12 protein-coding genes and 1 riboswitch are annotated in these 12,926 nt (G+C 34.7%); of the genes, 4 read left to right on the top strand and 8 right to left on the bottom strand.

What is annotated here, in order from left to right:
- Positions 1-4: 4 nt before the first annotated feature.
- Entirely contained in the window at positions 5-1,615 is a 1,611-nt protein-coding gene (locus AC1Q8M_RS26260) for a peptide ABC transporter substrate-binding protein (RefSeq protein WP_098365677.1), read from the top strand.
- A gap of 24 nt (positions 1,616-1,639) precedes the next feature.
- Here the strand turns inward: AC1Q8M_RS26260 and AC1Q8M_RS26255 are convergent, their stop codons facing one another.
- Entirely contained in the window at positions 1,640-2,107 is a 468-nt protein-coding gene (locus AC1Q8M_RS26255; protein WP_001221551.1) for a YusW family protein, read from the bottom strand.
- 172 nt (positions 2,108-2,279) lie between these two features.
- On the opposite strand from AC1Q8M_RS26255, the gene AC1Q8M_RS26250 reads away from it, so the two are divergent.
- Entirely contained in the window at positions 2,280-2,495 is a 216-nt protein-coding gene (locus tag AC1Q8M_RS26250; protein WP_000949590.1) for a hypothetical protein, read from the top strand.
- 41 nt (positions 2,496-2,536) lie between these two features.
- Here AC1Q8M_RS26250 and AC1Q8M_RS26245 read toward each other — a convergent pair whose 3' ends face one another.
- From AC1Q8M_RS26245 to proC, 4 genes are all read right to left on the bottom strand, one after another.
- A complete protein-coding gene (locus tag AC1Q8M_RS26245) occupies positions 2,537-4,177 on the bottom strand; it encodes a peptide ABC transporter substrate-binding protein (protein ID WP_098211841.1) in 1,641 nt (546 codons plus the stop codon).
- Between the two features lie 404 nt (positions 4,178-4,581).
- Positions 4,582-6,222, bottom strand: coding sequence for a peptide ABC transporter substrate-binding protein (locus tag AC1Q8M_RS26240; protein ID WP_016513344.1), 1,641 nt, complete (start codon positions 6,220-6,222; stop codon positions 4,582-4,584).
- A gap of 132 nt (positions 6,223-6,354) precedes the next feature.
- Positions 6,355-6,459, bottom strand: a riboswitch (SAM riboswitch).
- A 152-nt stretch (positions 6,460-6,611) separates the two neighbouring features.
- Positions 6,612-7,445, bottom strand: coding sequence for an aldo/keto reductase (locus AC1Q8M_RS26235; RefSeq protein WP_000604199.1), 834 nt, complete (start codon positions 7,443-7,445; stop codon positions 6,612-6,614).
- A 1-nt stretch (position 7,446) separates the two neighbouring features.
- A complete protein-coding gene (gene proC, locus AC1Q8M_RS26230) occupies positions 7,447-8,250 on the bottom strand; it encodes a pyrroline-5-carboxylate reductase (RefSeq protein ID WP_098361485.1) in 804 nt (267 codons plus the stop codon).
- Between the two features lie 186 nt (positions 8,251-8,436).
- Between proC and pnuC the strand changes: the two genes are divergently transcribed.
- Positions 8,437-9,087: a nicotinamide riboside transporter PnuC gene (gene pnuC / locus AC1Q8M_RS26225; protein ID WP_000252484.1), complete on the top strand. Its 651-nt coding sequence runs from the start codon at positions 8,437-8,439 to the stop codon at positions 9,085-9,087.
- Positions 9,088-9,154: 67 nt separating this feature from the next.
- On the opposite strand, the gene AC1Q8M_RS26220 is transcribed toward pnuC, so the two are convergent.
- The 3 genes from AC1Q8M_RS26220 to modA all read right to left on the bottom strand — a co-directional run bounded on the left by AC1Q8M_RS26220 (position 9,155) and on the right by modA (position 11,793).
- Positions 9,155-10,006, bottom strand: coding sequence for a GRP family sugar transporter (locus tag AC1Q8M_RS26220; RefSeq protein ID WP_000353546.1), 852 nt, complete (start codon positions 10,004-10,006; stop codon positions 9,155-9,157).
- 300 nt (positions 10,007-10,306) lie between these two features.
- Complete coding sequence (gene modB, locus AC1Q8M_RS26215; RefSeq protein WP_002152004.1) at positions 10,307-10,981, bottom strand: molybdate ABC transporter permease subunit; 675 nt, start codon at positions 10,979-10,981, stop codon at positions 10,307-10,309.
- Positions 10,982-10,986: 5 nt separating this feature from the next.
- Positions 10,987-11,793, bottom strand: a complete 807-nt coding sequence (gene modA / locus AC1Q8M_RS26210) for a molybdate ABC transporter substrate-binding protein (RefSeq protein WP_001032242.1) — start codon at positions 11,791-11,793, stop codon at positions 10,987-10,989.
- Positions 11,794-11,953: 160 nt separating this feature from the next.
- On the opposite strand from modA, the gene AC1Q8M_RS26205 reads away from it, so the two are divergent.
- The gene (locus AC1Q8M_RS26205; RefSeq protein WP_002094235.1) at positions 11,954-12,874 is read left to right on the top strand and encodes a substrate-binding domain-containing protein; all 921 of its coding nucleotides are present in this window, start codon (positions 11,954-11,956) and stop codon (positions 12,872-12,874) included.
- The last annotated feature ends 52 nt before the right edge of the window (positions 12,875-12,926 follow it).

Raw genomic sequence — 12,926 nt, 5'->3', positions numbered from 1 at the left:
TAGGATGAAGAAGTTTTTACTGTTTATCATTATGACTGTTTTAGCGATTACTTCGGTCGCTTGCGGTAAGAAAGAGACGCAAAAGGCGAGTGCTGGTAAGGGAGAAGGCGATCGATTAGTAACGAATATTAGTAGTGATCCATACACACTTGATTCTGCTATTGCAACAGATAGCACGTCAGGTTATATAATTGGGCAGTTGTTTTCAAGTTTATATACGCAAGATAGTGATGGGAAATATCAAAATGAATTAGCAGAGAAAGAAGAAGTAAATGCTGATGGAACTGAATATACAATCCATTTGAAGAAAGATATTAAATGGTCAGATGGTTCTCCGATTACGGCAAATGATTTTGAATTTGCATGGAAGCGATTATTAAATCCGAAAACGGGTTCTATGAATGCGACAGAAATGTATTTCATTAAAGGGGCAGAGGCATATAATACTGGAAAAGGTGAAGAGGGACAAGTTGGTATTCAAGTCGTTGATTCTCAAACATTAAAGGTAACTCTTGAACATCCAGTTGCTTCTATTAAACAGAAATTAGCAAGCTCATTATTTATTCCATTAGCTAAAAAGTCGATTGATGATAATAATAAATTAAAAACAGATCCAAAAGAGTTAATTACGAATGGACCATTCAAGTTAAAAGAGTGGAAGCATAACCAGGCTATTACAGTACAAAAAAATAAAGAATACTACGATAAAAAGGTAACATTAAAAGAAATTGAGTTTCGTATTATTCCAGACTCTAAAACAGCGTATCAATTATTTAAATCAAAAGAATTAGATTTACTAAGTGGTTTACCACAAGAGATGATTGAAAAAGAAAAAGGAAATAAAGAATATAAGCGTGTTGCAGGATTCTCATCTTATATTTATTCGTTTAACGTAGAAAAAGAGCCATTCACAAATGCGAAGGTACGTAAAGCATTTTCATTAGCGGTTGATCGTAAATTTATCGTTGAAAAACTGTATAAAAATAATGCGCAAGAAGCATATGCATTCGTTCCAGAAGGAGCAAAAACACAAAGTGGTCGTGATTTCCGTAAAGAAAAAGGTGATTACGTTAAATTTGATCCAGCAGAAGCGAAAAAATTATTAGAAGAAGGTATGAAAGAACAAGGGTGGTCTACATTACCTGAAGTAACATTAAAATTCACTACAGATACACAACATAAAAAAGTAGCAGAAGCAATGCAAGAAATGTTTAAGAAAAATCTTGGCGTAGATATTAAATTAGAAAATAAAGAGTGGAAGAGTTACATCGACACATACAAGCAAAGTGATTTCCAATTAGCTTATATGGGATGGGGCGGCTCTTTATTAGATCCAATTACTAAACTAGATTTATATGCAGGTGATGGTCCGAATAACTATGCAAAATGGCATAATAAAGAATTTGACGCTTTAGTAAAAGAAGCAAAAGTTGAACAAAACGAAGATAAGCGTTTTGACTTATTGCATAAAGCGGAAGATATTATGTTTACAGATTCACCATTAATCCCAATTATTTTCCCAAGTGCTTCATATTTACAAAAACCATCAGTATCTGGTGTCCAATTCATTATCGGTTCTAGTCCAGAACTAAGATACGTAAAAATTAAAAAATAAAGAAGTAGGCAATCGCCTACTTCTTTATTTTATTTCTCTTTTGTATTCTTTTTTCGTTCCATCAGAGAAGACAACTTCTAAATCAAATTTTTGATAGTCTTTATCAAGTTTGAACACGTTCACTACTTGATCGATTACTTCTTGGTCAGCAGTATCTTTATCAAATTTTAACTCTTGTAGAAGTGGGCTTAATTTTGTAATAGCCTCGTCTCCTGTTAATTTTACATCTGCTTTATGATCTTCAATTTTTGCTTCCATTTTCTTATCAGCTGCTACATTTTTATAGTCTGCTTCGTAGTCTTTCTTTGTATCTTGGTAGTCTGCCTTTAAATCGAATTCATTGAAGTTTAGTTTTAAATCTGCAGGAGCCTCATTTTTTGCTTCTTCAGTCGTCTTTTTATTAGAAGTTGTGTCTTCTTTTGCAGGAGCTTTACATCCTGTTAATGCAGGTACTAGCATAAGAGCTAATAAAACTGATAGTAGAATTCTCATTATAAATTCCTCCTTATGTAAATTCGTTCTATACAAGTTTTTCCCAAAAACATGTAATTATGTATGTGTTGAAAATAAATTATTATCCTGTAGTCACAAGGGCTCATCCGCAATTTAAATAAAAAATGATTTGTATGTATATGGTAAATTGAAGTTGTGAGGAGGTACTGAAATGCTTTCTAAAACGTATCAAACGATCGGTCAATTATTTCAAGCAACATATGCAGCAAATGGCTATTATACAATAATATTCGGAGGAGTTAGTTTAGAGAGAAATATTATTTCATTATTAGTTATTGTATTGGTTACACAATTAGTAGCAGTGACGACTTTAGCTATAAAAGGAATGGTAAAGGGAAGAGGAAGCTCTGTAGTTAAAGTTGTATAAAAGTAAAAAGGTATCCTTCGTAGGATACCTTTTTACTTTTGTTATTTTGCAACTTCTGTCCACTTGTAGTTAAATTCACCGCCGAAGTCAGTCGTTACAAGTCCTTTAATGAAAGAGCGTTGTAAGTAAGAACGACCTTGTTGGTATAAAGGAGCGACAGCGCCGTCTTGTAATAGAATTTTTTCAGCTTGCTTCATTGCTTCAAAGCGTGCTTTTTCATCGCCAGCTAAATCTGTTTTCACTTTATGAATGAGCTCATCGTACTCTTTGTTAGAGTACTTATCGAAGTTATAAGCACTATCTGTTGTAAATAAATCTAAGAATGTAATTGGATCAGCGAAGTCAGGGCCCCAGCCGTCAATACCAATTTCATAGTCACCACTTAATAGTAGTTTCAACTGTTGTTTACGTGGTTGCGGTTTTAAATTCACTGTTAATCCATCTAAGTTCTTTTCTAACTCACCTTTTAAATATTCACCAGTCTTTTTAGCTAAAGCATTGTCACTTGTTAATAGTTCGATTGTTACTTTGTCAGTACCAAGTTCTTGTTTTGCTTTTTTCCAGTTTTCTTTCGCTGTTTTCACATCATCCTTGACTAGATTTCCATTTTCTTTACGGAAGTCATTGCCTTCTGGACTCTTTGCAAATTTCGCAGGAACCATTCCTTCAGCTGGAATAGCACCGTTATTTAAAATTGTTTCTACGTAAGCCTTTTTATTCATTGCGCCGTTAATAGCAAGGCGTGCATGTTGATTTTTTAATGTTTCATTTTTCTGATTTATTCGTAAGAATTGAATGCCGACTTCAGCGCGTTCCTTGAAGTTTGGATCGCTCTTATATTTATCAACAAACTCTGCAGTTAAAGCAACGCGATCAATTTGTCCTGAATCATATAAGTTCACTTCTGTAGACTTATCTTTAACGACATTGAAGTTGATTTCTTCTAATTTTACCGTTTTAGCATCCCAATAGTTAGGGTTTTTCTTCAATTGGAAACTTTGTTCGTGTTTCCAGTTATCTAATGTGAAAGCACCGTTGTAAATTAAATGATTTGTTTCTAAACCGTATTTATCGCCCTGAGACTTTAAGTACTCTTCATTAATTGGCAAGAATGTTGAGAATGTCGTTAAGCTTAAGAAGTAAGGAACAGGACGGTCTAGTTGTACTTCTAACGTTTTGTCATCAACAGCTTTGACCCCTAGTTGATCAATTGGTAATTGTTTTTGGTTTATTTGTTTCGCATTCTGTACATCGAAGAATAAGAATGCGTATTCAGCTGCTGTATCAGGATTTACGGCACGTTGCCAAGCAAAGACGAAGTCCTTTGCTGTAACAGGAGTACCGTTTGACCATTTTGAATCACGCAGATGGAATGTATATTTTGTTTTATCGGGACTAATGTCAACCGACTCAGCAACACCAGGAATCGGTTTATTATCTTCTCCCATTGCATATAAACCTTCAAAAACATTGCGCATTACATTCATGGATTCCCCATCCGTTGCTTTTGCAACATCCATTGTTGGAATTTCTGAAGCGAATGATAAGTTAATTGCTTGTTTATCAGGTACTTTATCGTTTGCTTTCGCTCCGCCTGCATTATCTTTATTTCCCCCGCAAGCAGTTAGTAATAGACTTGCCCCTAAAACAGATGCAACAACAGGTACAACTTTTTTCTTCATTGTTCGTTCCTCCCTAAATGTGTTGTTCGTAACGTCATAATGTCCATGTCTTGAAGTAGCTATAGAAGGAGATAGAACCTATTATAAATATTTGTTTATAGGTAATCAGGTGTTCTATATGTATATACATGTCGAGCTATAATCTATCGTTATATGTTTCAACTTAGTAGACATTATATTTTGATGGTGAAATATTTTGTTTCTTTGATTATTTAGAATATTAACACTGGAAAGAACTATATGTCAATAATAAAAATAGAATGTTAATTTCTTGGAATAATATATTAAAAAAGTAGATTCTCTTGTGTGAGAGAACCTGCTTTTAATATATTTTGCTAAAAAAACAATTGGTGTGGGCTAATAATAAGTGGGGATGAAGAACCCCCACTTATTACGGTTTTACTTTATTTTTCAATTTTTGCCCACTTGAAGTTTAATTGACCCGCAAAGTCTACTTGCACAATTCCTTTCACATAAGAACGTTCTAAATAAGATTCGCCTTTTTGGTAAAGAGGAGCGATAACAGAGTCTTTAAATAATATTTTCTCGGATTCTAGTAATGCTTCCCAGCGAGCTTTTTCATCACCAGCTAAAGTTGTTTTCACTTTTGCTATTGTTTCATCGAATTCCTTATTAGAGTAATGATCTAAGTTATAAGGGTTATTCGTTGTAAATAGCTCAAGGAATGTAATTGGATCCGCAAAGTCAGGGCTCCAGCCGTCAATTCCGATTTCGTAGTCACCTTTTAATAAAAGCGAAACTTGTTGCTTACGCGGTTGCGGTTTTATATTTACTGTTAATCCATCTAGATTCTTTTCTAGTTGCCCTTTTAAGAATTCACCAGTTTTCTTATCAAGGTCAGCATCACTCGTTAATAATTCTAATGTTATCTTTTCAGAACCAAGCTCTTGTTTAGCTTTTTTCCATAATTCTTGTGCAGATTTTGTATCAACTTTTGTTAAATCGCCGTTTGCAGTACGGAAGTCTTTTCCTTCAGGTCCTTTTGCAAAGTTTTTTGGAACGAGACCAAATGTTGGTGTAGAGCCATCATTTAATAACGTATTTACAAAGGATTTTCTATCAATTGTTTGATCGATTGCTTGGCGTGCAGAAACGTTTTGAAGTACTTTGTTGTGTTGATTCATGCGTAAAAATTGTACGCCTACATTTGGACGTTCTTTAAAGTTAGCATCTTTTTTATATTTATCAACGAAGTCAGATGTTAGTTTTATACGATCTAATTGTTTTGACTCGAATAAATTTACTTCTGTTGATTTTTCTTTTACGACGTTAAAATTGATTTCTTCTAGTTTGACAGTATCTTTATCCCAATAGGTAGGGTTCTTCTTAAATTTAAAGCTTTGTTCGTGCTTCCAATCGCTTAGTGTAAAAGCTCCATTGTACAAGATTGTATTATCTTCTAAAGCGTACTTATCACCTTGTGCTTTAAAGAATTCCTCGTTAATTGGTAGAAATGTTGGGAAAGCTGTTAAGCTAATAAAATACGGAACAGGACGCTCCAATTCTACCTCAAACGTATGGTCATCAACTGCTTTTACACCAAGTTGGTCGGCTGGAAGTTCTTTGTTGTTAATTTTTGTTGCATTTTTAATATCAAAGAATAGAAATGCATATTCAGAGGCTGTTGCTGGATCTACGGCTCTCTGCCAAGCGAACACAAAATCTTTCGCTGTAACAGGAGTGCCGTTTGACCATTTTGAATCTCGCAAATGGAATGTGTATTTTGTTTTATCGCCACTTACTTCATGAGATTTTGCAACGCCAGGGAAAGGTTTGTTATCTTCACCAAGATTATACAAACCTTCAAATACGTTTCTCATTACTTGACCAGAATCAGTATCTGTAGCACGGGCCGTATCCATTGTTCGTATTTCAGTAGGTGAAGATAAATTTAAAACCTGTTTGCTAGGTGCCTCGTCTTTTGCATTTGCTCCGCTTGCTTCGTTTTTATAACTACCGCAACCAGTTAATAAAATACTTACTCCTACAACTGATGCAATACCGGGTACAAACTTCTTTTTCATTTGATTTTCCTCCTAAATAATTAAGTTTGGATGATGATGAGGGAAATGAAAAATAAAAAATCCCTCTTTTCATATTGAGAAAGAGGGATTTTTACGTACAAGTTATGCACCCGTATATAAACGAAGTCCCTCATTCTATCTTTCAAGCATAAAGCTTGCAGGAAGTGGCACAGTATTCAAAATGAACCTGCTGCCGAGGTTTCAAAGGGCCAGTCCCTCCACCTCTCTTGATACAATGAGTAAACGAATAAATTTTATTAATTTTTGTGTTTCTTTGATAATTCAAAATCTTACACCTTGAATAATGAAGTGTCAACCAAATGAAATATAGTTTAAATTTTCAGTTTTCTTAAACGAAAAAACCACTGCATATGGCAGTGGTTTTTCGCTTAGAAGTTAAAGTTATCTGGATCTGGACCAACGCGACAATCTTCATTTAAAGCTTGAATTGCTTTCATATCATCAGCACTTAATTCAAAGTCGAAGATGTTTGCATTTTCAATAATGCGATGTTCTTTAATTGATTTAGGGATTGTTACAACTTCGTTTTGTAAATCCCAGCGTAAAATAATTTGCGCAGTTGATTTATTATATTTTGTCGCAATTTCTTGTAACGTTGGATTATCTAGTAGTTGTCCTTGCATTAATGGTGACCAAGCTTCAAGCTGGATAGTATGTTCTTTACAGAATGCATGTAGCTCTTCTTGTGCTAAACGTGGGTGGTATTCCACTTGGTTGACCATTGGCTTAATTTCAGCAATTTCAAATACGTCTTGTAAGTGGTGAATGTGGAAATTACTCACGCCGATAGCGCGAACACGGCCATCTTTATAAAGTTTTTCTAATGCTTTCCATGATTCAGTATATTTCCCTTTTACAGGCCAATGTACTAAATATAAATCTAAATATTCTAGACCTAATTTCTCTAATGTAGTTTCAAATGCTTGAAGTGTTGTTTCATATCCTTGATCGCTATTCCATACTTTTGAGGTAATAAATAATTCTTCACGTGAAACACCGGATTCACGAATCGCTTGTCCAACGCCTTCTTCATTTTGATAGATTGCTGCAGTATCGATGCTGCGGTAGCCATTTTTAATTGCTGCTTTTACAGAATCAATTACTTCTGAACCATCTTCTACTTTAAAAACACCTAAACCAAACCAAGGCATTTTTACACCGTTATGTAATGTTGTATAGTCTTTTAAACTTGTTAAAATCATATTATTTCCCCCTAGCTTTTTTGTTTGTTGCTTCTACTGCTTTTTGAATTGCCTCTGAAAAATTATATTCGTATAAAGTTTTGAGACCCTCAGCTGTGGAACCACCTGGCGTTGTTACTTGTTCGCGGAGGTTAGCTGGATTTTGCGTTTGCTCGAGCATAGAAGCAGAGCCAGAAATCATTTGAATGACAAGATGTTTTGCGGTTTCTTCATCGACTCCATAACTTTTTGTTGCTTCAATTAAGCTTTCAGCAAAGTAATAAAGGAAGGCTGGTGCACTTCCAGTAACTGCAGTAAGCTGATGAACTTCTTCCTCAGTACAAAGTTGCGAAGTACCAATACCTCTTAAAAGCAGTTGCAGGGTTTCTTGATGCATCTCGGTTACTGATTGTCCCGTTGTATATAAGGAGATAGACTTTCCAATTTCAGCAGCTGTATTAGGCATAATCCAAGCAACAGGTGTGCCTTTTGGGAGTCTAGCTTCTAAATAAGATGGTCCAATGCCAGCTGCTACTGTTACGACAAGTTGATTTGATATTAACGGAGATAGCTCAGCTAATAATCCTTCATGAGCAGAAGGTGGCATTGCTAAAACAACCGTATCAACAGATGTAATATGCTGCTTCCAATCCGTTGTAATAGACACATTATATCGCCTTTGTAATTGTTCTAACTTTTCTACGTTGCTTCGGTTAGAGATGATAATTTCTTCGATGTACTCTTTGCTTGTTTTAAGTAATCCGGAAAATATAGCTTCTGCCATACGACCAGCACCAATAAATAAAATTCGATGTTTGTTAGGCATATCCTTTATTCCTTTCTAGTAGAGATATGTTATAAAAACGATATCATCTTTAAGAGAATTTTGTAAAAAGAAAAGACTTACCGTAGATGGAATAGATAATGAGAAGGTGGAAATTCATGGTAAAGGAAAGGGCTATTCCTTATACTGGTGATAGGGAATTTATTACACATCTGGGGAGAGATAAATATGGTTAGAAGTCCACTTTTTTTACTTGTTTCTAGTATTATTTGTGTATTAGTTGGATTGTATATTCAATCGAGTTATATTGAAATTTTCGCATCAATTATGGGGATCATTAATGTTTGGTTATTAGCGAGAGAAAAAGTATCCAACTTTTTATTTGGCATGATTACTGTTGCGGTATTTTTATACATTTTTATTACACAAGGTTTATATGCAATGGCAGTATTAGCCGCTTTTCAATTTATATTTAATGTATATGGTTGGTATTATTGGATTGCACGAAGTGGGGAGGGAGAGGTAAAAGCAACAGTTCGTTTAGATTTGAAAGGGTGGACTTTTTATATAAGTTTTATTTTAGTTGCTTGGATTGGTTGGGGTTATTATCAAGTCCGTTATTTAGAGTCAACAAGTCCATATTTAGACGCTTTAAATGCCGTATTGGGACTAGTGGCTCAATTTATGTTAAGTCGAAAAATATTAGAAAACTGGCATTTATGGATTTTATATAACGTAGTTAGCATTGTAATTTATATTTCTACTGGTTTATACGTCATGCTAATATTAGCTATTATTAATCTCTTTATATGTGTAGCTGGTTTGCTAGAGTGGAAGAGCAATTATAAGGGGCAAGAACATACAAATAATTATATCTAGAAAATAATTAGAATTAAAAAACCCCTGAAGCACATATGCTTCAGGGGTTTACTAATAGAATATAAGATTATGCTTTTGTCATACCAAGTAATACAGCGCCGCCTATAATTAAAACACTACCTAGTGCAATAAAGATCAATTGACGTTTTGTTTTCTTTTCACCTAAGAATACAATCGCACCGAATGTTGAGATAACGATTCCAGTTTGAGATAATGGGAAGCTTGTTGCTACTCCAACACGTGGTAATGAAAGAAGTAAGAATAAGTTTCCAGTTCCCCATAGTAAACCAGATAAAGCATTACGGATTGCATATTTGTTAAATGGTTTATGTTTAGATGTCAGTACAACCGCACCAACAAACATACCAACTGCTTGTGGTAAAATAGCAGACCAACCATCGATATTATACCAACGAATAATAATTACATATACAAGATAGCCGAAAGTAGAAACAATTAAAGTAAGAAGTCCTTTTTTCAATTGTCCTGGTGGCTGAGCATTTTCTTTATCATCTAGTGATGTGAATACAACACCAACTACGATTAATAGGATTGCAATCGTTCCCAGAATAATCGTTGTAGTAGTAGTCCACTCACGGAAAGCGATAACCCCAAAGATAGAAGTTGCAACAAGTTGCATACCAGTAGAAATTGTTACGGTAGTTGAAACACCTAGTTTTTCAACTGTTTTTAATTGGTTTACTTGTCCTAAAGCCCAGAATAAACCTGAAATAAACCCAACAATTAAGACTGTCATTGTTAAAGCTGGTTGAGTAAATACATACATAATTGTTGCGAAGAATAGAGCACCGATTGTCATACCTACCGTTTGGCTATATGCACCACCGCCCATTTTTACGCTTACTAATAAGATGTTTCCCCATGCAATTGCAGGAAGAAGCGCTAATAAAATGTCCATTACAAGACTCCCTTCGGTTTGCTATACCAATATAGTTACATATCGTTCTAACGATCGGTAATGCCCCACTAATAGAGTAGAAGATTACCGATCGCTAAAACAGGATGAAGAATTCACGATATAAATGCGTTTTCATTTCTTCATTTTTTGAAACACCTCCATATAATAACAGGAAATTGCCTATTTTAGAAAGTGAATTCAAATAAAATGTATATTTAAATAAGAGGTAAAATTCAGTTATTTCCCGGTGGTATATTTTATTTCCTAAGAAATAAAGAAGCAGCTTCCAAAAAAGCTGCTTTAAGGGTTAGTAATTCTTTTGTTAATAAGCTGAATACATAGCAGAAATAGGAGTGACATACTAATAGTGATAACCACAAGTGTCCAGGCGAGTTGCATATTACTTGCGTCAATGGCCATGTAAATTGCAGTCGGGATTGTCTGTGTTTTACCAGGGATATTCCCGGCAAACATGAGTGTAGCACCAAACTCACCGAGCGCGCGGACAAAGCTCAAAATCATCCCGCTTAGTAATGCAGGAAATGCGAGCGGAAGTGTAACGTGCAGAAAAACTTGATATTCACTTGCGCCAAGGTCACGAGCACTTTCTTCAATTTGTACATTTGCGATAGAAAATCCCGTTTTCGCTGATTGGTACATAAGCGGAAATGCAACAACTGTAGAAGCGATGATCGCAGCGGTAGATGTGAACATAATAGACTGCTGAAATAATGATTCAACCCACCTTCCGATCGGGCTGTTGTTTCCAAAGATGATAATGAGAAAGAAGCCGATAACAGTTGGTGGAAGTACCATTGGTAATAAAAATATGGTTTCTAATAGTACTTTATATCGCCATGAGGAGCGAGCTAGTGCTCGCCCGACAATCGTCCCTAAAATTGTAACGAGAATAGTGGCACACGCAGCTACTCTTAAAGATAGAAAGACAGGCGATATAATAGCATCAATGCTCATAGTAATTACGACAGGACTGTAAATCCATATTTCTTAAAGATAGATTGTGCATTTTTTGACTGCAAATATTCATAAAATGAAGTCGCCTCTTTCTTATGTTTAGATTCCTTTATAACACCTAAAGGATAGTGGATTGGCTCATGAGAAGTAGCTGCTGCTGTTTCACCAATCTTTACTTTATCTGAAATGAGAGCATCTGTTTTGTATACGATACCAGCATCGATATTCCCTGTTTCTACATATGTTAACACTTGGCGAACATCTTTTGTAAATACGACTTTATTTTGAACATCATTCCAAAGGTTTTCGTGTGTTAGAGAAGCTTTTGCATATTTTCCAGCAGGTACAGATTCAGGTGTACCAAGTGCAATTTTTTTGATTTTCTCATCTTTTAAATCTTGAAATTTTGTAAGAGAACTATCTTTAGGGATGACTAGAACTAGTTCATTTCCAAGAAGATTTTTCCCTTCTTTTTCATTAATGAATCCTTTTTTTACAAGGGTTTGGAATTTATCTTCTGCTGCAGAGAAGAATAAATCAGCAGGTGCACCTTGTTCAATTTGTTGTTGAAGTGCTCCAGAAGCACCGAAGTTAAAAGAAAGTTTAATATTGGGTTCTTTTTCTTTATATTGTTTTTCAATTTCTTTTAATGCATCTTGTAAGCTGGCAGCAGCTGAGATAGTAAGTTCAACTGCTTTTCCTTCTTTAGCAGTTGATTTCTCTTTCTTATCTCCGTTTGTACATGCAACACTAAATATAAGAAGAAAAGAAAGTATAAGTGCCCCAATCGAACGTAATGTAAATTTATTCATAAAAAAATCCCCTTTCGTTTTGACACATCTAATTATAACTAAATATAACTAAATATAACTAGTTATAATTGAATATAATTTGAACATATATCTATTTTTAAAAAATAGGAGAAATATTCTTTTCTTTGTTACAATGAAAGAAGAAAGTGAGGAATCGTCTATGGATCATCATTCCTACACAACGGAAGAAGTAGCAAAGCGATTAAAAGTATCAAAATTAACTGTATACGACTTAATTAAAAAAGGAGAACTTCCTTCTTATAGAGTTGGTAGACAGATGCGCATTGATGCAGCAGATTTAGATCAATATATAAAACAAATGAAAACAGGAAAGGTACAAGTTACTCCTGTAAAAAACGATGGTAGTAGTATCTTGAACACGTGTATTATTAGTGGTCAAGAACTAACGTTAGATATGTTAGCTAAACGTATAGAAAATCGTTTGCCAAGTTCTAATGTTTTAAGGGCGTATCAAGGTAGCTTAACAAGTTTAGTGAAAATGTATCAAGGAGAAGGAAGTATCGTTAGTTTGCATTTGTTTGATGGTGAAACGGGTACATATAATGTTCCTTATGTAAAACGCATTTTAGTAGGCCAGCCATGTATTATGATTAATTTATTGTCCAGAAATGTAGGATTTTATGTCCAAAAAGGAAATCCGAAGAAAATAAAGACATGGGCCGACATATCCAGATCCACTATAAAGTTTATAAATCGAGAAAAGGGTTCTGGTATTAGAGTGTTAGTGGATGAACAATTACGAATCCAAAAATTAAATAAAGCTGATATTAGTGGATATGAATGGGAAGAATCGAATCATCTGGGTGTTGCCACGCAAGTTGCAAATGGAAAAGCTGATGTAGGAGTAGGTTCAGAAAAGTTTTCGCAAATTGTAAATGTGGACTTTATTCCAATCATGAAAGAACAGTATGATTTAGTAATTTTGAAGAATAAAGAAAATGAAGAGCTGATTGAAGTCGTGAAAGACATTCTGCAATCGGAAGAATTTCATAATGAATTAAATGCGATTGGCGGATATGATATTACGAAAACAGGTCAAATTATATATGAAACAAACTAAAAAGCTGCTTGTCTATAAGACGAGCAGCTTTTTCTATATAAAGGGGTTTGGG

The sequence above is a fragment of the Bacillus sp. GW823-FHT06A10 genome, assembly GCF_058795375.1.
The sequence above is the reverse complement of the archived record's forward strand: the minus strand, read 5'-3'. Positions and strand labels throughout refer to the sequence as shown.

What these genes read in the sequence shown, in the direction of transcription:
- AC1Q8M_RS26250 (WP_000949590.1), top strand. Translation starts at nt 2,280, where the DNA reads ATGCTTTCTAAAACGTATCAAACGATCGGTCAATTATTTCAAGCAACA.
- AC1Q8M_RS26245 (WP_098211841.1), bottom strand. Translation starts at nt 4,177, where the DNA reads ATGAAGAAAAAAGTTGTACCTGTTGTTGCATCTGTTTTAGGGGCAAGT.
- AC1Q8M_RS26255 (WP_001221551.1), bottom strand. Translation starts at nt 2,107, where the DNA reads ATGAGAATTCTACTATCAGTTTTATTAGCTCTTATGCTAGTACCTGCA.
- AC1Q8M_RS26220 (WP_000353546.1), bottom strand. Translation starts at nt 10,006, where the DNA reads ATGGACATTTTATTAGCGCTTCTTCCTGCAATTGCATGGGGAAACATC.
- AC1Q8M_RS26240 (WP_016513344.1), bottom strand. Translation starts at nt 6,222, where the DNA reads ATGAAAAAGAAGTTTGTACCCGGTATTGCATCAGTTGTAGGAGTAAGT.
- modA (WP_001032242.1), bottom strand. Translation starts at nt 11,793, where the DNA reads ATGAATAAATTTACATTACGTTCGATTGGGGCACTTATACTTTCTTTT.
- proC (WP_098361485.1), bottom strand. Translation starts at nt 8,250, where the DNA reads ATGCCTAACAAACATCGAATTTTATTTATTGGTGCTGGTCGTATGGCA.
- modB (WP_002152004.1), bottom strand. Translation starts at nt 10,981, where the DNA reads ATGAGCATTGATGCTATTATATCGCCTGTCTTTCTATCTTTAAGAGTA.
- AC1Q8M_RS26260 (WP_098365677.1), top strand. Translation starts at nt 5, where the DNA reads ATGAAGAAGTTTTTACTGTTTATCATTATGACTGTTTTAGCGATTACT.
- pnuC (WP_000252484.1), top strand. Translation starts at nt 8,437, where the DNA reads ATGGTTAGAAGTCCACTTTTTTTACTTGTTTCTAGTATTATTTGTGTA.
- AC1Q8M_RS26235 (WP_000604199.1), bottom strand. Translation starts at nt 7,445, where the DNA reads ATGATTTTAACAAGTTTAAAAGACTATACAACATTACATAACGGTGTA.
- AC1Q8M_RS26205 (WP_002094235.1), top strand. Translation starts at nt 11,954, where the DNA reads ATGGATCATCATTCCTACACAACGGAAGAAGTAGCAAAGCGATTAAAA.